Genomic DNA, 17351 nt, shown 5'->3' with positions numbered 1-17351 from the left:
TTGATGACAATTAAATAACAACAATAAAATGCCTAAAACTAGGTGCGGTTATCCTTATTTGTAAAATGCGATAGCTTGTAACCTTGCTTGTTTGTGCTCAACTATTGCTGGCCAATATATATTTAGGTTGTTATTGGCGATATACTGGTGAGGGAAATGTATGTGTTTGTCGGGTACCTCGGCTAGCTCTGGAAGATATGTTCGTATGAAATCGCCAGTTGCATCAAAGCGCTCACTTTGTCGAATAGGGTTAAAAATTCTAAAGTAGGGCTGAGCGTCGCAACCTGTGCTGGCAGCCCATTGCCAACCGCCATTATTGGCGGCTAAATCTCCATCGATAAGCTGTGACATAAAATACTTTTCACCCCATCGCCAATCTATAAGTATATGTTTGGTCAGAAAACTCGCCACAACCATTCGCAAACGGTTATGCATCCATCCTGTTTGTGAGAGTTGTCGCATGGCAGCATCAACTAACGGGTATCCGGTTTTAGCCTGTTGCCAAGCAGCAAATTTTTGTTGATCATTATGCCAATGCAGCTGTTGGTATTTAGAGTTAAAACACTGATGTTTACACAGTTTTGGGTAATGAAACATTAAGTGGCGATAAAATTCTCGCCATATTATCTCGTTTAGCCATGCAAAGTTGTTGCTATCTGTGGCCATCAGCAGATCGGGATAATGATTGATTAGCTGCATAAGTACGTATCTTGGGCTAATTAACCCCGCTGCCAAATAGGGTGATATTTCTGATGTACCAGCCATCCCAGGAAAATCTCTGTTGTTACTATAATCGGGTAATTTACTCCGTAAAAAGAGAGGTAACTGGTCGCGCTCAAAGTCATCAGCAAACAGCCATGCTTTGGATAGTCCTTGGTTTAGAGCATGCTTTTTGTTGGTCTCTAAAGCACTGAATTCGGGCAGGTTTTCCTTACTAATATATTTAAAACCAAACTGGTTGACATATTTTAGCCAAGCCCGTTTAAATGGGGTAAACACGCGAAACATCGAGCCCGACTGATTAAGCACTTCTCCCTTTGGTACAATGACATCAGCTTCGAACAAGGTTAATTTAATGCCTTTTTTAGCGAGTTCTTTGTCCCTTTGTTGCTCGTTGTACTCAAGCTCACTGTTGGCAACAACTTCCTTAATGTGCAGGCGTTCACAATACTCATCTAGATAGGCCAGCTGATCTGAAAAATAATCGACCTTAACAAGCTCAAGGGTTATCCCTAACGATGCTAACTCAGTCGCTAATTTTTTAGCATGCTTGATGATGAAATCGATTTTAATCTCAGACCAATCATGTTGCCGCCATTGCTTTTCTGAAATAAAAAAAATGGCCCTGCCGGAGTCTGAACCAACTAGCCGCTCTAACACGTACTGCAGTGCTGGGTTATCGTGCGTTCTTAAATCATTTCTAAACCAAAGTAACAAGGTGTCACTCCATTACATATAAAAGTTTAAATGGATCATATTCTATAAATCCCACTAAATAGGCGAGCCAGGCGGCATTGCTTTTAGGGTAAAGTGTGACTGCCACTTACCCATACGCCAATATTGCTCTAACTGGCGTGCCATGATGCTGTTATCTGGATTGCGTTTTTTATTTTTTAGCCATTTGTGTAATTCAAGTAATTGGATCTCGATGGCACCGCGCACCTCTGGGGCTAATTCAGTTTGCTCCATGGCTTTTACCACTTGATCCAGCACCAGATAATTAACCCTTCTACTGATTTGTGGATGGGCGGCGTCGATACCATCTTTTATGGTTTGTTTGAACAAATGGGTCAGTAAATAAGTGATATCGGGTGCGCCTTTAAGCTGCTCTTTTTGTTGGGCAACACGGTTGAGTCGCTGTGCTTTTAATAATAATTTAAGACTATATCCAGCGGCGGCTTCAGCGGCGCTGATAGGATCAAACGTATGGCCGGTACGCCCCTTAAAACTTTCTCGATTCCGAGCTTCACCGTAGGCTTTTGGTGTAATAAGTTGCGTTAACGAGCTAGGTATATTCAAAAAATCGCCATCTAAGGTACCTAACAAGGCCGCCAAGGCTTGTTTCTGGCGTTTTGCCTTGACCACATTAACACCCTTAGCCTTAGGATAATCACCTTTGGACTCATATTCGTACGTGACCCCGCCAATCACTTTAGCTACGGCATCAAGTTGATAACGATGTAACAAATATATGGGCGCAAACATTTCTTCTAATGAGGATAAAGTGGCCCCTGTTTTTATAGTTTTAAGACCAAAGTGAGTCATGGCAAGTTTACGCACATCGCTAATACGTTTGAATTCGCTGACGGGATCTTGACCGTTGTCCCACAGATGGCCTTGTACATTAGCAGCATGGGCTTGACGGGCATCGGGATCGGATTGATAGCTAAAACCTTTTGCTCTTGCTTGTGCCACTAGGTGTGTCAGCGCTTGTTGCTCTTCGTGAGCCTTGGCGTAATCTTGATAACCGTAAGCAATGACGTACTTATCCCATTCGCCCATGCCTGAGTCGTAGGCGTTGTCTAAGCTAATTTCGCCGTTTTTAATTTCGACTAGAGGATGGGGATAATCCATCACTGATTCTCGGCCATATTCGCTGGCGGCAAAATTATGGGCAATGCCTAAGGTGTGCCCTACTTCGTGAGCCGATAACTGGCGAATTCGCGCCAGCGCCATCTGCTGTTGTTTTAACGTATCCACTTTGTCATCCGCGCTGCCATCGGCACTAAAAGGGCTAGTTAACCCCAACGCTATGAGATAATCTTGTTTAACCCGCAACGAGCCTAGTGTGACATGGCCTTTGATGATCTCGCCGCTACGAGGGTCGATAACCGACGATCCATAAGACCAACCTCGGGTTGCTCTATGTACCCATTGGATCACGTTATAGCGCACATCCATAGGGTCGGCATTTTTAGGTAATACTTTCACTTGAAAGGCGTTTTTGTAACCAATGGCACTAAAGGCTTGATCCCACCATAAAGCCCCGTCTTTTAGAGCACTCATCACTGGCTCTGGAATACCCGGATCAAGATAATAAACAATAGGTTCAACCGCTTCACTTATCTTGGCGTTAGGCTGTTTTTTGTTGAGACGATGACGAGGAATAAACTGCTTATTCATACTGTCTTCTATGGCCACAGAATAATCTTGATAGCCCACCGACCAAAATCCAGAAAAAGGCACAAACTTTCTAGGTTGATATTCAGCATCTGGCAACTTCACCAACGAATGATGTAAGTGTACCGAAATGCTAATAGGATCTGGCGTCACTTGACTCACATACTGGCCGGGCTTGGTGCCGCCAAAAGTCACTAAAGCTTCTAATTCTGTATTGTTAGGAAAGGCTTTACTCTGCTTTAAAAATACCCCACTACGCTTAGGATCGGCCGAATAATTACCCTGTTTTGCAGCCGATAAACGCCTTGAAATTTGATGAATATCAGACAACAAAAAATCAGTGTAATCAATAACCACAGTTTCGCCTGCAACCGCCACCACTTTAAAGCCGGCAATCACCGAATCTGCGAAGGCCTCGTCTATGCTGGCTTGCTCGGCAAGATTAGCTGAACTAGCACGATATTTCGTATTGAGCTGTTTAAGTAATACCTTGTTTCCAAAACGTTCGAATTGCACTAATCGCGTGTCGCCCAATTGCCCACGATCTAAGCCTATGTCATTCGAACCAATACCTTGGGGCATGCTGCTTTGAAATAAAAAAGGTTGATCAAATTTATCAATTTTAAGAAACACTTTATCTTGTTGAATTTGATAGTAAAAATCATAAAAACCAGATTGCTGCAACATGTTTTTAGTGAAATCCGCAACACTGACGTGTTTGTTTGAGTCAGTCGCAAAAGACAATATGGGGAGAAGCAAGATACAAAATAAAAATAATCGCATAAACGCTATGTCCTTAATAAAAATGAGTATGAAGCTAGATTACCCAGAATGGATCCTAAAAAGAAGGGCACAGAGAAATATTGCTAGATGCTAGTGTAAAGTTTGAAGAGCAAAAAATTTTTAACCACCAAACTGCGCAGAAGCTTCGCTGCACAGAGAAAAGACATTAAATAACTAAAAATACTGACTCTCTTTTAGCCCATATTATTCTTTTGCTCTGTGCCCTCTTTTTCCTCTGTGGTTCAATATCTTTTATTCTTTTGCGTATTACAGGTCCTCAGAAAAATGCTCACTGATTCCGCGAAACATAGCATAGTGCTTGGCACTCCAGTTTAAGCTTTTATCATTGTAACGATAGTTGGCGGAGTTTTTAACAATCACTAATTGTTGATCCGGATCGATATAAATATATTGGTGATAAATTCCCTGAGCGGCAAATTCGTCTTCGGCATCGAGTGGTAACCACCACTGATAACCATAACCAAAAGGTGATGACGAGGCAGGGTTGTTTTCTCCTGCTACTAGATGAGGCGAGTCGGCAGTGGTTGAATCAATCACCCACTGTTTGGGCACTATTTGTTGCGTCACACCTTCTTGATTAGTCCACGCCCCTTGATTTAGAAACAACCAACCCAGTTTGGCGTAATCTCGTAATGACACATTCAGCCCACCTAAGGCCAATTCCATATCGTTATCATCTGCTAACCAAAACGCTTGATGCTCCATACCCAGCGGTTGCCAGAGTTTTTCACTAAGGTATTGAGTTAAACTTTTACCTGTTGCACGAGTTAGCACCATACCTAACACTTGGGTATCGATACTCACGTAGTGATGGTAGGTACCTGGCTCTCTTTCTCGTTCCAATGACGCAGAGAAATCGTCTAATGAGGTGCCAAATGCCGTCGCCCTTGAGAAGCGATTAATGTCGGAGTTAAAGTCGCCATAGTCCTCATTGAAAGCCACACCCGAAGACATTTGCAATACATCTTTTATGCGCACACCTTGGTAACCACTGCCTTTAAGCTCGGGAACATACTCTGTTACGGGCTGTTCGATGCTGGTCACATGGCCTTCTGCAATAGCAATCCCCATTAACGCAGATACAAAAGACTTCGCCACCGAAAATGAAATATGTTGCTTGTTTGCTTGATGACCTAGTCGATAATCTTCATACACAATTTCTCCATTTTTCAACACCAATATACCTGTTGTTTGGCTATCTTCGATGAAGCTTTGTGTCTTAAGAGTGCTGGCGGCATAATCAAATGATTCTGGTAAGGATTTTGAGCTCACAGCAAAGTGAAATGGCTCAGTGCTGGCAGGAATTGTGGTCGCATTGAACGATTGATACATGGTGAGAAAGTTAGTCGCGATTTTATCTTGATCGTATAAAGTGACCGCAGTGTATAAACGCACAATATTTTTTTGATATAAAGCCAGCAGGACCACTGCAACAACTAGAATGCCCAACATTAATTTTTTCATACAAGTTCTATTTTTATAAATTTATCCCTCCACTTTAAATTAAGCGATTTTAAAAAACCACTCTATAGCCAATGTATAATACCAATTCATCCTATCAATTACTTACCTAGTTTGGTTCTTAGCATTTTGATCAACCAATAAAGTTAATTCAGAGGAAAACTGGCAAGAAAACTCAGCCCCCTTACCTACGTCACTAACAATCTCTAAATGAGAGTTATGGTGCGACAAAACGTGCTTAACAATAGACAGACCAAGACCCGAACCACCTGTTGTACGAGAACGCGCCTTATCTACCCGATAAAAACGCTCTGTAAGACGCTCAACATGTTCAGCTGCTATGCCATCTCCGTTATCTCGTACACAAAACTTAGCCTGTTCACCTTGCATCGACCAATTAACTTCAATAACCCCGTTATTTGGCGTGTAATGAATGGCATTAAAAATAATATTGGAGAAAGCACTTCGTAATTCGGATTCAATACCATACAGATGTAAAACCGGTGAAATATCGAAAAATATCTTGTGTTGCCGATCTCGATTAAGGGCTTCTGCTTCTCGGTGAATTTGCCACAATAGCTGTGGCACATTGACTAGTTTTTCAAATACTCGTTCGGTACTCGCTTCAATACGCGACAGTACCAGCAACTCTTCAATTAAGCTTTGCATCCGACTTGATTGAGTACGCATCTCTGTAATGGCCTTGTTCATAACAGGTGCAGGTAAATCACCTTGTTCTGGCAACATTTCTAGGTAACCATTAATTACCGTCAAAGGTGTACGTAATTCATGTGAGACGTTTGCAACAAAATCTTTGCGCATTTTCTCAATTTGACTGAGGCGAGTAACATCACGAACCAAAATCATCAATTGATCGTCTTCAAAGGGGACAATTCTAAATTCAAATACCTTATTAAGATTAACAGGCGAGATTATTTCTATAGGTTGATCAAAACGATTGCTATGAAAGAACTCTACAAATCGCACATCATCAATACAATCATATATTTTCTTTCCCTTGTCATCTGGCCAACGTATACCCAATTCAATTCTTGCTAATCGGTTACACCAAACTATGTCAGCGGCACTATCAACAATAAGGGCTGCATCGGGAAGAGCTTCTGATCCCTGCCGGTAGAAACGAATGACCTCTCCCAAATTTTTGCGTTTATCTCGATTTTTTACATTAACACCATATATTCCTTGGTATATCTGCGACCAAATTCCACGAGACTTTGGAGGTGACATTTTCTTACTATGCCATAACCAATTATTAAGCCGATAGAGTCGCCAATAATGCAAAGCAAGCAATACTGTAACGCCACCCAAAAGAGTTAACGTGACGCTCTGAATATAAAGGCCAAGCACAACGCAGCATAGTAAGAATATACTGGCGATTGCTATACTTCTTAACCACGCGTAAGGGTGATGCATCTAGAGCTTTAATCCTGTTCTGGGCTGGTAATGAAAAAATGTAAGCAACACATTAGTTCGAAAAATTGGTATTTAGACTTTACTGGAAAAACGATATCCCGCACCACGTACGGTTTGCACCATACTATCGTGTGAAAACTCTGACAAAGCTTTACGTAGTCGCCGGATATGCACATCAACCGTTCGGTCTTCGACATACACATTGGTTCCCCACACGTTGTCCAATAACTGCTCGCGGCTATAAACCCTCTCGGCATGAGTCATAAAAAAGTGCAGCAATTTAAATTCTGTCGGTCCCATATCTATAGGTGTATCATTCGATGTTACTCGATGAGACAAAGGATCTAATCTTAAGCCTTGATATTCAATTGCATCTTCACTTGAAGTCGGCGTAACACGCCTGATAACGGCTTTCACTCTAGCCACTAATTCTTTAGGAGAAAAAGGCTTAGTGACATAATCATCAGCTCCTGCTTCTAGCCCTCTAATTTTGTCTTCTTCTTCTCCTCTGGCGGTTAGCATTATAATTGGAATGTCTCGGGCATATTCATGCTGCTTGAGTTTTTTTGCTAACTGAACACCTGTGCCTCCAGGCAACATCCAATCTAATAGTATTAAATCTGGAAAAGGTTCTACTATTTTTTCTAACGCAATTTGAAAGTCTTCAGCCTCAAGGGTTTCGTACCCCGATTGTTCCAATACAAACTTTAACATATCACGGATTGGTGCTTCGTCTTCCACCAGTAAAATTCGTTTTGCCATTTTTGTTCCTTGCTACATCCACAACTGGGTAGATTATTCCGATATTGTGTGACATTTTTATTACGATGACTATTTTTGTGGGTATTTATCCTAAGTAAATAGTCACTCAGGTGCTTCATATCTTGTTTATTTTTTTTATTGAGCATATTCTGTCAAAGTTGTTAAAGATCAAGGAAATTTAATTTTGCTGTCCAATGTCAAACAAGGATTATCCAAAAAACTTTTAGCCAGAGTGCTGTCGGTTTATTTTGTACTGACGTTGATTGTAACTTCGGGGCAAATTTTTACCGAATACTTAAATGCCAAAAGTCATATAGAAGATGAACTAAAAACCCTAAAAAATACCTTTAGCACCAGTTTAACACGGGCCATCTGGGAGCTTAATACTCCTCAAGCAAAATCTATCGCAGTAGGTTTAATGGAACTCCCCATAGTAGAAGGGGTACAAATTCGCGATGAAAACAGTCTGTATATTGCCGATTTAGGTCGCACCTCACAGCTGGTAGGCGAGTCAATCACAAAAGGAGTGGTTAGAGATCACTCTGGCGGTACCTTTGGCTACAGCTTTCCATTAATTTTCGAATTTTCTGGTAGAACATCTTTAGTAGGTGACGTCACTTTGTATTCAAGTGCTGCCATAATTTTTGGCAGAATTGAAGTCGGCATTCTTTTCTTAGTGGGCAATGCAATAGTCAAGACAGCTTTCTTAGTCTTTCTTTTTATGAGTGCATTTCGCACTATGCTCACAACGCCCCTAAATGAACTCACGCAACAAATATCCGAATTCAACTTAGACGATCCTGAGTCTTCAAAACTTGATCTGAGTATCACCGAAGACAACGAGCTTAAAGTTCTAGAAACGTCCTACAATCAACTAATTGATGAAATGATCGAATATCAGTCTAAGCTCGCTGGCACCCAAAACGAGCTCCGAGAAGCCAATTTAAAATTAGACGATCAAAATATATCTTTAGAAGAAGAAGTGGCAAAGAAAACGGCAACATTAAGTAGGATCATGCTGGATTTAGAACAGCAAAAAGATGCACTACTAGTTAATCAGCGTGAGCTACGTCAAGAAAACGAAAACCGCCAATTTATTGAAGATGAACTCCGTAAACGAAACTCTGAATTAGCGAACTCAATGGAAACTATTCAAATGGCACGAGACCAACTGGTTGAGTCCGAAAGAATGGCGTCACTTGGGGGCTTAGTTGCGGGGATTGCACACGATGTTAATACGCCTTTAGGTGTCAGTGTTACCGCAACCAGTTTTTTACACGACAGAGTTCAAAAGCTTCAAAGTGCTTATGATGATAAAAATTTAACTGGTAGCACCATGACAGCGTTTTTGTCTGATGCTCAACAAACTATCACTTTGCTTACGAACAATTTAAACCGTGCTTCAGAACTTATATCAAGCTTTAAACAAGTCGCGGTTGACCAAGCCAGTGAAGCAGAGCGTGAGATCAATGTTAGCGAGTATTTATCTGAAGTTATTCAGTCTTTAGCGCCTAATTTCAAACAAACACAGCATACTATTGATATTCATTGTCCAGACGACCTGGAAATAAAATGTGCCCCAGGCGTTTTAGCTCAAATATTAACCAACATGGTAATGAATTCTTTGGTTCATGGCTTCGAGAAAAAGCCCAAAGGAGCCATTAATGTTAACATTTCAAAGCATGAAGACAGCCTAATCATTGAATATTCTGATAATGGGCGAGGACTTGATCAAGGTTCACTTTTACGGCACTTTGATGCATTTTATACAACCCGTAGAGGTAAAGGTGGTAGTGGTCTAGGTACGCACATTATGTATAACCTAGTGACTCAAACCTTAGGCGGTGAAATAGAAGCGACGAGTCAACTCGGTAAAGGCCTGCAATACAAAATTACGATCCCTGTTTAACTTCGTGAACCGCACAATTTTATCTTTATGAACATAGTAGACAAGCCGATTTCCTGATAGTCTCTACGACCATTTTTTAATAGCGCAACTCAGCGCACCGAGCTGGTATATTTTTCTCATATTATGGCGACACTGACTATATTGGTGCCCGTTTTTAATATTAAATATGAACAAGACTCAACCATTAGCGGACAATTTTTATGTGGTTTAAAAACCTAAAACTATATGCCATTACCCAAGATATGGATTTGAAAGAACAAGATTTTGAAGACAAACTGGCAGAGTTCAAATTTCGCCCCTGCGGCAGCCAAGAGCTCGCCACTATGGGCTGGGCTTCTCCCTTTAATCAAGGTGAAGCTTTAATACATGCTACCGCTGGTAGAGTTTGGTTAACTCTTAAAAAACAAGAACGCATATTGCCAGCAACAGTAGTAAACGCTGAATTGGCTGACAAAGTGGCGGTAATAGAAACAGAAACGGGCGCTCCTGTGGGCAAGAAAGCCCAACAAGACATGAAACAAGAAATTATTCATCGTTTATTACCTCAAGCCTTTACCAAAAATAGTTATACCCACGGCTTTGTTTCTACTCAAGATAATTTAGTGGTAGTGGATGCCTCGGCAGATGGCAAAGCGGAAGCGTTTTTGGCTATGGTACGCAAAGCGATAGGATCATTACCTGTTGTCCCATTAGCAAGGCAGTCTGTGCAGGCAGACTTAACTTCTTGGTTAAAAGATGATTCCGCTCCAACAGATATCAGCATACTTGAAGAGGCAGAGTTAAAGGCCCTAGAAGAAGACGGCGCGATTGTTCGTTGTAAAAATCAGGACTTATTTAGCGAAGAAATCACTCACCATATCGAAGCAGGCAAATCAGTACAAAAAATTGCTGTAGAATGGAGTGAAACTCTTACAGCCGTTATTCAAGAAGATTTAAGCATCAAACGCGTAAAGTTCACTGACGTGATTAGAGAACAAAACGACGACATACCTAAAGACCAGATGTTAGCAAGGTTAGATGCAAATTTTGCGCTGATGTCGGGAGAAGTAGTACGTTTCGCAAAACGTCTCAAAGAAATGTTTAACTTAAACGATGAAACGGTGAATTAGAGACGAGTTGCGAGCTAAAAAATAAAGGCGCTGGATACCCGCTTTCACGAGTATGACGGCACATTCTGTCGTTCTCGAATGCTGTTATCGGGAACCCAGTGATTTTTTTAGGGGTGTTTCGAGTTGCGAACTAAAAGACAAAGGCGCTGGATACCCGCTTTCGCGAGTATGACGGCACATTCTGTCGTTCCCAAGTGCAACCCGGCCCCGTCATTCCTGACTACAACCCAGCCCCCCGTCATTCCCGAGTGCTTTTATCGGGAATCGCTTTACTTTGACAACACCGCCATAGCTTTTAAAAACAAAAGAATATTGAACCACTGAGGGTACAGAGGAAAGCTATTTAAATCTTAACCATTTTTTTCTCTGTGCAGCGAAGCACTCTGTGATCTCTGTGATGAATAAGCTTCGATTTACAAAAAGATTTGCTTTGCACTGGCGCAAAGGGCATCAAATTCATCCCCTTGCAACGCAGCCAAGTCTTCCACTATGCCTTTTTCAATTGCGCCAGCAATAACCGCTTCTTTATGGCTATCAAACTTCCCGCTAAGTGCAGCACCTAGCCTTACCAAATCTAAATATGAGATGGCATCAGTTGTGACAGATAAATCATTCCAGCTTTGGGCTACTTCCACAAATTCTGCATCAAAACCCCATTCGGTCATGATACTGGCACCCACTTTACCGGCCATTTTATCAATCGCCACATCCAGAAAAGTAGGATTAGCAAACATATCGGCATTGCGTTCTGCTTCCGTCAATATTGGTAATGCACCTATATTATGTACCAATGCACAAAGCATCATAGATTCAAGATTCAAGGCTCGGCTTTTGGTATATTTACTATGAACTTGCAGCACTGCTAAAGAATGGGCCACAATGTCAATGGTATCGGCCCAAATATCCGCCATATAACGTTTTACTATTTCATTTTTAGAGACAAAGAGCTGTTCCATAGCCAAAGCTGTGGAAATATTTTTAATCTGCCGCAAGCCTATACGGGTAACCGCTTGTTGGGCAGAGGTCACTTTCACGGCTCTGCCTAAATAGGCACTATTTGAGATTTTGATCATACGAGCGCTAAGTGATGGATCTTGGCTAATCACATCGGCCATAGCGTTTAGATTAATATCAGGATCGTCAGCGGTGCGCCTAACTTTTAAGGCAATTGCCGGTAAAGTAGGTAGAACCAAGGTGTCGTTATTAATTTTATCAACCAATATGGTAAGAAGTGCATTTTCTGCAGCCATGTTTTATTTGTGTCCTATCAAAAGAAATATTTTTATCCAAAATGTAAGCATAGAAGCCAGTCTAAACGCGCTGCCTTGCTGCTAGATAACGACAATTGAGTCACAAGTAGGACAAATTTAAAGTGTGTAAATCCTAGCATATTTTTTTCAAATTAGTTGGTGACGATAAGCCCAATAGCTGCAAAAAATTTGGTATATTTCTATAGTTAAAGATTAATAGCGCTAAACAACAATAAAAAAGGTGACGCAATGAAAACTCTCTCTAAATTCGGACTTTCTGCTATAACATTAGTCATGTGTTCGGCACTGGTTTCATCCTGCGGTAAACCCGCACCTGAAGCTACAGCAGAGCCACAAGTCGTAGAGGTATCCACTGATAACAAATCAACTATGTCATTTATCGGCGACGATAAAAATAGACTCGATATTTATTATCCCGTTACGTTATCAGCAGATACAAGCCATCTATCTGCTAACCAAAAACAAATGCTAGGGGTGTTAATTGAAGCCTCTGTTATTATGGATGATCTCTTCTGGAAACAAGCTTTTGGCGAAGATAAAACCGCGTTTCTAGCCCAAATAGAAGCGTCCCCAGTGCAAAATTTTGCCAATATCAACTATGGACCTTGGGATAGACTAAATGGCGATCAAGCGTTTTTATCGGGTATCGATGAAAAGCCATTAGGTGCTCAATTTTATCCCGCAGATATGACCAAAGCAGAATTTGAAGCCAGTGACTTTGCCGACAAAGACGGCTTATATTCAATGGTTCGTAGAGATAAAGATGGCAAGCTAACGGCTATTCCTTACTCCAATTTTTTTGAAAAGGAATTAAAACAAGCTGCACAGTTATTAACCAAAGCAGCGTCTTTAGCTGAAGACCAGAGTTTTTCAGACTACCTTAAATTACGCGCCGCAGCGTTGTTAACCGATGACTATCAAGCATCTGACTTCGCTTGGATGGATATGAAAACCAATCCAATCGAATTAGTTTATGGCCCTATTGAAACATACGAAGATCAGCTATTTGGTTATCGCGCCGCTTTTGAGTCTTATGTATTACTAAAAGACTTATCTTGGAGTGAACGTCTCAGCAAATACGCATCCTTCTTACCCGAACTGCAAAAAGGTCTACCTGTTGAAGATAAATACAAAGCCCAAATGCCAGGCACCGACGCCGACTTAAACGCCTATGATGTGATTTATTACGCAGGACATTCCAACGCTGGCAGCAAAACCATTGCCATTAACTTGCCAAATGATGAACAAGTACAGTTGCAAAAAGGAACGCGCAGACTACAACTTAAAAATGCCATGCAAGCTAAGTTCGACAACATTTTAGTGCCCATTGCTCAGCAATTGATTGTGCCAGAACAACGTAAACACATCACTTTTACAGCTTTTTTTGCCAACACTATGTTTCATGAAGTGGCCCACGGCCTTGGTATAAAAACAGTATTAGACAGTGAGCAAACCGTTCGCCAAGCTTTAAAGGAACACGCCTCAGCCTTAGAAGAAGGCAAAGCCGATATTTTAGGTTTGTATATGGTGCAACAATTACTCGCTAAAGGGGCCATTACACAAGGCATGTTAGAAGACTATTATGTCACCTTTATGGCGGGCATATTTCGTTCGGTACGTTTTGGGGCGTCTAGTGCCCACGGCAAAGCCAATATGATCCGCTTTAATTTCTTTAAAGAGCAAGACGCTTTTAGCCGTAATGAAAACGGCTTATACCAAGTGGATATGCAGAAAATGGGCGCGGCTATTGATGCGTTATCCAACAAAATCCTCACCCTACAAGGAGATGGCGATTACACTGGTGTGGCGGAGTTAGTAGCAGATAAAGGCGTGATCAAGGCACAATTACAAGAAGATCTCGACAAGTTAACCGCTGCAGATATTCCAGTGGATGTAGACTTTAACCAAGGAGTGAAAGTACTAGGACTTTAGTCAAAAGTAAGCATTTGAAGTATTGAGTTTCTCGCTGACTCAATACTTCAAGTTTGTTATGACTACGCCTCTTTAAGCGTTTCTTGATAGGGCGGCCAACCCATGGCTTTGCCTGCTAATACGTGTAAATGTATGTGATACACAGTTTGCCCACCGTTTTCATTGCAATTCATTACGGCGCGGTATCCGTCTTTGGCAAAACCATGTTTCTCGGCTAATTGCGCCGCTACCCAATATAAATGCCCCACTAGGGCTTTGTCGTCTTCTTGAATATGGTTAATGGTGGCGATGGGCTTTTTGGGGATCACCAAGAAGTGGACCGGGGCTTGGGGATTAATATCACTAAAAGCTAAGGCCAATTCATCTTCATAGAGAATATCAGCAGGAATGTCTTTGTTGATTATTTTGGTAAAGATTGTGTCGCTCATCAGGTGTTCCTTTTTAAACAAATACAAACAATAGCAGTGCCGTACCAAGGATCAATCTATAGATCACAAAAGGCAACATGCCAATTTTAGCGATCCAGGCTAAAAATAGATATATACAGGCATAAGCACTGACAAAGGAAAAGGCAGCGCCAAATAACAAAGCATACCAATCAATAACATTAGGTGATTGTAATAAGTCTAAGGTTTTAAGTAACCCAGCACCTAAGATCACAGGGATAGACAATAAAAATGAAAACCTCGCGGCACTTTCTCTGTCCAAACCCATCATCAGACCCGCGGTCATGGTAATACCAGAACGTGAGGTGCCAGGAATAATTGCTACGGCTTGGGCTAAACCGATAAAAAGCGTGTTTTTCCACGTAATCTGATGAATGGTTTTATGCTGTTTTGCTCGCGAATCGGCATACCAAAGCAGCAAGCCAAAACCAATAGTGGTAGTAGCGATAACCAAAGCTGAACGGGTGTAAATTTCGATAATGTCTTTCAAGGCAAAGCCGAACATCACGGCGGGAAGTGTACCTAGAATAATCCACCATGCTAACCGACTATCTTGAGTTTGATTGGCACTAAGGCCACTACTAAACCAAGCCTTAGCTAAACGCCAGATATCTTCACGAAAGTAAATCATCACGGCTAATAAACTGCCCACATGCACAGCCACATCATAAGCTAAACCTTGATCATTCCACCCTAACACCTCTGAAGGTAAAATTAAGTGAGCTGAACTTGAGATTGGCAAAAACTCAGTCAAACCTTGAATGATCGCCAAGATGATAATTTCAAATAAGGTCATGGTGAAGTGGGACTCCAATCAAATTCAATTGCCCATAGTTTTTGTTGAGTTTTATCGTACGCTTGCCACAGGTTTGCATAGCTTTCTTGTACTTCAGGATGAATATCCTCTGCGGCTATTTCAGCCAATGGCTGCAACACAAAAGCATTATAAAGTACTTCAGGACGAGGTAATGTTATGGGGTGGCTGGTAATTTGGTTATCGTATAGCAGTAAGTCTAAATCCAGCGTACGCGGCGCAAACTTTTGTTCTCCTCGCTGACGTTTATTGTGTTGTTCTATTTGTTTTAGAGCACTACATACTTCAGCAATGGATAACCTTGTATTCGCTTTTACTACTAAGTTGTAAAAGTTACTGCCATCAAAGCCCACAGATTCACTTTCAAATACCGACGACAGCAGCAACTCCCCAAATGCCTGATACATGCCTTGTAATCCAGCCTTAGTGTGTTTCTCTTTATCTACATTGCTACCAACACTGATAAAGATGGTATGCAACTGTTCAACCTCAGTACTCAAAGGGTTTGCTCCTTAGTCATTGCTACTGCGACATTCTTAGCATTGGCCAAAATATCTGGCTTACTCATCTTTAAACACACGGTTTTAAGCATAGGGAAGGATTGCAGCAAGCCATCAATCATGTGACTCACCAATGCTTCAAGTAATTTATATTGGCTATTAGCTGCAAAGTCGTTAATTGCTTGGGCGATTAACGCATAATTAAGAGTATCATTCACATCATCAGTTTGCGCCGCCGTGGATAGATCGGCACTTAGCTCTACATCCACAATGAGCCGTTGTTGGTGCTCTCTTTCCCAGTCAAATACGCCGATCAAGGCATAGACTTCAAGCCCTTCAATATAAATTTTATCCATTGTAGATCCGCGAAAAATGTTGTTAGACGGGTTATTTCTGTAAATTGTAACCCATTCGTTTGATACAAGTACATGACAGCCTTGTGATCTAAATTTTCAATAAAGATTCCAACGACCAACGGGGTTTAGCTTTAGTGGATAAACCTTCAATTTCACCTGCCTTTAAGCGCTGTAAACCCGCGTAAGCAATCATGGCTCCGTTGTCGGTACAAAACTCTAAGCGCGGATAGAACACCTCGCCTTTGATGTTTTTCATCATAGTTTCTAAATCTGCACGTAACTGTTTGTTAGCACTCACCCCGCCAGCAATCACCAAACGCTTGAGCTTAGTGGCCTTCAATGCCCGTTTGCATTTAATGGCTAAGGTATCAACCACAGCTTCTTGAAACGCAAAAGCAATATTGGCGTACGCTTGCTCTGAACCATCAGAGGCCCGAATAGTATTGGCAGCAAAGGTTTTTAAACCACTGAAACTAAAATCCAAGCCAGGTTTGGTGGTCATAGGTCGCGGAAAATTATAGTGTCCGGCTTCACCTTTTTCCGCCATTTTTGCCAATAATGGTCCTCCTGGGTAGTCGAGTCCCAATAATTTGGCGGTTTTGTCGAAGGCTTCACCTGCCGCATCATCTACCGATTCACCTAATACCTGATATTGTCCAATACCATCAACTCTTACCATCATCGAGTGACCACCAGATACCAACAGCGCCACGAAGGGAAATTCAGGCGCTGGCTCATCTAACATAGGCGCGAGTAGATGCCCTTCCATATGATGCACCCCCACAGCGGGTTTGTTCCAAGCATAGGCCAAGCTGCGGGCCACCGATGAACCCACTAATAACGCCCCAACTAAACCAGGACCTTTAGTAAAAGCAATACCATCAATATCGTTAACGCTACATTTGGCGTCCTCCATGGCTTGCTTAATCAAAGGCACTAACTTACGCACATGATCCCTAGAGGCCAGTTCAGGCACAACACCACCATAATCGGCATGTAACTTCACTTGGCTATAAAGTTGATGAGACAACAACCCTAGTTGCTCATCATATATTGCTACACCGGTTTCATCACAAGAGGTTTCTATACCTAATACACGCATATTCAAATTCTAACAAAAATGTCTTAAACTGCCGGCATTCTACTCATAAGCAGCCAAACCGCCAATTTAATATGATATTTGTGTGAATTAATCGGTTTTTTGGCCTATCAAGACTTTACATCCCATGAGGATATGATTAGAATTCCGCACCATTTTTAACCGAGCTGGCTGTTTATTGCGCTAGCACGATATAGTTTTTATATTTTTGAGGTAAGAGTTTAATGCCAATCGTTAAAGTAAGAGAGAACGAACCATTTGATGTTGCATTGCGTCGTTTTAAACGTTCATGTGAAAAAGCAGGTGTACTTTCTGAAGTTCGTCGTCGCGAATT

General features: G+C 41.6%; 15 protein-coding genes. 4 read left to right on the top strand and 11 right to left on the bottom strand.

Translation table 11 applies throughout. The annotated features are described in order from the left end of the window. Positions 1-54: 54 nt before the first annotated feature. From phrB to phoB, 5 genes are all read right to left on the bottom strand, one after another. On the bottom strand, positions 55-1437 hold the full coding sequence (gene phrB / locus Q0688_RS22625) for a deoxyribodipyrimidine photo-lyase (RefSeq protein ID WP_299082706.1): 1383 nt from the start codon (positions 1435-1437) through the stop codon (positions 55-57). 54 nt (positions 1438-1491) lie between these two features. Then, a complete protein-coding gene (locus Q0688_RS22620; RefSeq protein WP_299082704.1) occupies positions 1492-3903 on the bottom strand; it encodes a zinc-dependent metalloprotease in 2412 nt (803 codons plus the stop codon). Between the two features lie 267 nt (positions 3904-4170). Further along, entirely contained in the window at positions 4171-5388 is a 1218-nt protein-coding gene (locus Q0688_RS22615; RefSeq protein WP_299082702.1) for a serine hydrolase, read from the bottom strand. 102 nt (positions 5389-5490) lie between these two features. Then, positions 5491-6819, bottom strand: coding sequence for a phosphate regulon sensor histidine kinase PhoR (gene phoR, locus Q0688_RS22610; protein WP_299082700.1), 1329 nt, complete (start codon positions 6817-6819; stop codon positions 5491-5493). A 72-nt stretch (positions 6820-6891) separates the two neighbouring features. Next, the gene (phoB, locus tag Q0688_RS22605; RefSeq protein WP_299082698.1) at positions 6892-7581 is read right to left on the bottom strand and encodes a phosphate regulon transcriptional regulator PhoB; all 690 of its coding nucleotides are present in this window, start codon (positions 7579-7581) and stop codon (positions 6892-6894) included. 187 nt (positions 7582-7768) lie between these two features. Between phoB and Q0688_RS22600 the strand changes: the two genes are divergently transcribed. Both Q0688_RS22600 and rdgC read left to right on the top strand, forming a co-directional pair. Continuing rightward, positions 7769-9490: an ATP-binding protein gene (locus tag Q0688_RS22600; RefSeq protein WP_299082744.1), complete on the top strand. Its 1722-nt coding sequence runs from the start codon at positions 7769-7771 to the stop codon at positions 9488-9490. A 200-nt stretch (positions 9491-9690) separates the two neighbouring features. Then, entirely contained in the window at positions 9691-10599 is a 909-nt protein-coding gene (rdgC, locus tag Q0688_RS22595; RefSeq protein WP_299082696.1) for a recombination-associated protein RdgC, read from the top strand. A 413-nt stretch (positions 10600-11012) separates the two neighbouring features. On the opposite strand, the gene Q0688_RS22590 is transcribed toward rdgC, so the two are convergent. Continuing rightward, entirely contained in the window at positions 11013-11849 is an 837-nt protein-coding gene (locus tag Q0688_RS22590) for an HDOD domain-containing protein (RefSeq protein WP_299082694.1), read from the bottom strand. 390 nt (positions 11850-12239) lie between these two features. Between Q0688_RS22590 and Q0688_RS22585 the strand changes: the two genes are divergently transcribed. Beyond that, the gene (locus Q0688_RS22585; protein ID WP_299082742.1) at positions 12240-13802 is read left to right on the top strand and encodes a Zn-dependent hydrolase; all 1563 of its coding nucleotides are present in this window, start codon (positions 12240-12242) and stop codon (positions 13800-13802) included. Positions 13803-13864: 62 nt separating this feature from the next. Here Q0688_RS22585 and Q0688_RS22580 read toward each other — a convergent pair whose 3' ends face one another. The 5 genes from Q0688_RS22580 to tsaD all read right to left on the bottom strand — a co-directional run bounded on the left by Q0688_RS22580 (position 13865) and on the right by tsaD (position 17020). Then, positions 13865-14230 (bottom strand): histidine triad nucleotide-binding protein, encoded by a 366-nt coding sequence (locus Q0688_RS22580; RefSeq protein ID WP_299082692.1) that lies wholly within the window; start codon positions 14228-14230, stop codon positions 13865-13867. A 13-nt stretch (positions 14231-14243) separates the two neighbouring features. Further along, positions 14244-15044, bottom strand: coding sequence for an undecaprenyl-diphosphate phosphatase (locus Q0688_RS22575; protein WP_299082690.1), 801 nt, complete (start codon positions 15042-15044; stop codon positions 14244-14246). Then, positions 15041-15562: a 2-amino-4-hydroxy-6-hydroxymethyldihydropteridine diphosphokinase gene (gene folK / locus Q0688_RS22570; protein ID WP_299082688.1), complete on the bottom strand. Its 522-nt coding sequence runs from the start codon at positions 15560-15562 to the stop codon at positions 15041-15043. The genes Q0688_RS22575 and folK overlap by 4 nt, the downstream gene beginning before the upstream one ends. Continuing rightward, on the bottom strand, positions 15559-15918 hold the full coding sequence (gene folB, locus Q0688_RS22565) for a dihydroneopterin aldolase (protein ID WP_299082686.1): 360 nt from the start codon (positions 15916-15918) through the stop codon (positions 15559-15561). Before folB ends, folK begins: the two co-directional genes overlap by 4 nt. A gap of 88 nt (positions 15919-16006) precedes the next feature. Continuing rightward, a complete protein-coding gene (gene tsaD, locus Q0688_RS22560) occupies positions 16007-17020 on the bottom strand; it encodes a tRNA (adenosine(37)-N6)-threonylcarbamoyltransferase complex transferase subunit TsaD (RefSeq protein WP_299082684.1) in 1014 nt (337 codons plus the stop codon). 221 nt (positions 17021-17241) lie between these two features. Here tsaD and rpsU point away from each other — a divergent pair. Next, positions 17242-17351 (top strand): 30S ribosomal protein S21 (gene rpsU, locus Q0688_RS22555; protein ID WP_299082740.1); only part of this gene is annotated, 110 nt, incomplete at its 3' end.

Origin of the sequence: uncultured Paraglaciecola sp., from assembly GCF_937123705.1 — a bacterium.
Lineage (GTDB): Bacteria > Pseudomonadota > Gammaproteobacteria > Enterobacterales > Alteromonadaceae > Paraglaciecola.
The sequence above is the reverse complement of the archived record's forward strand: the minus strand, read 5'-3'. Positions and strand labels throughout refer to the sequence as shown.

Excerpts from the sequence above, each read along its gene's own strand:
- Q0688_RS22580 (WP_299082692.1), bottom strand. The coding sequence starts at position 14,230 with ATGAGCGACACAATCTTTACCAAAATAATCAACAAAGACATTCCTGCT.
- Q0688_RS22615 (WP_299082702.1), bottom strand. The coding sequence starts at position 5,388 with ATGAAAAAATTAATGTTGGGCATTCTAGTTGTTGCAGTGGTCCTGCTG.
- tsaD (WP_299082684.1), bottom strand. The coding sequence starts at position 17,020 with ATGCGTGTATTAGGTATAGAAACCTCTTGTGATGAAACCGGTGTAGCA.
- Q0688_RS22585 (WP_299082742.1), top strand. The coding sequence starts at position 12,240 with ATGTCATTTATCGGCGACGATAAAAATAGACTCGATATTTATTATCCC.
- phoR (WP_299082700.1), bottom strand. The coding sequence starts at position 6,819 with ATGCATCACCCTTACGCGTGGTTAAGAAGTATAGCAATCGCCAGTATA.
- Q0688_RS22590 (WP_299082694.1), bottom strand. The coding sequence starts at position 11,849 with ATGGCTGCAGAAAATGCACTTCTTACCATATTGGTTGATAAAATTAAT.
- rdgC (WP_299082696.1), top strand. The coding sequence starts at position 9,691 with ATGTGGTTTAAAAACCTAAAACTATATGCCATTACCCAAGATATGGAT.
- phoB (WP_299082698.1), bottom strand. The coding sequence starts at position 7,581 with ATGGCAAAACGAATTTTACTGGTGGAAGACGAAGCACCAATCCGTGAT.
- Q0688_RS22575 (WP_299082690.1), bottom strand. The coding sequence starts at position 15,044 with ATGACCTTATTTGAAATTATCATCTTGGCGATCATTCAAGGTTTGACT.
- Q0688_RS22620 (WP_299082704.1), bottom strand. The coding sequence starts at position 3,903 with ATGCGATTATTTTTATTTTGTATCTTGCTTCTCCCCATATTGTCTTTT.
- folB (WP_299082686.1), bottom strand. The coding sequence starts at position 15,918 with ATGGATAAAATTTATATTGAAGGGCTTGAAGTCTATGCCTTGATCGGC.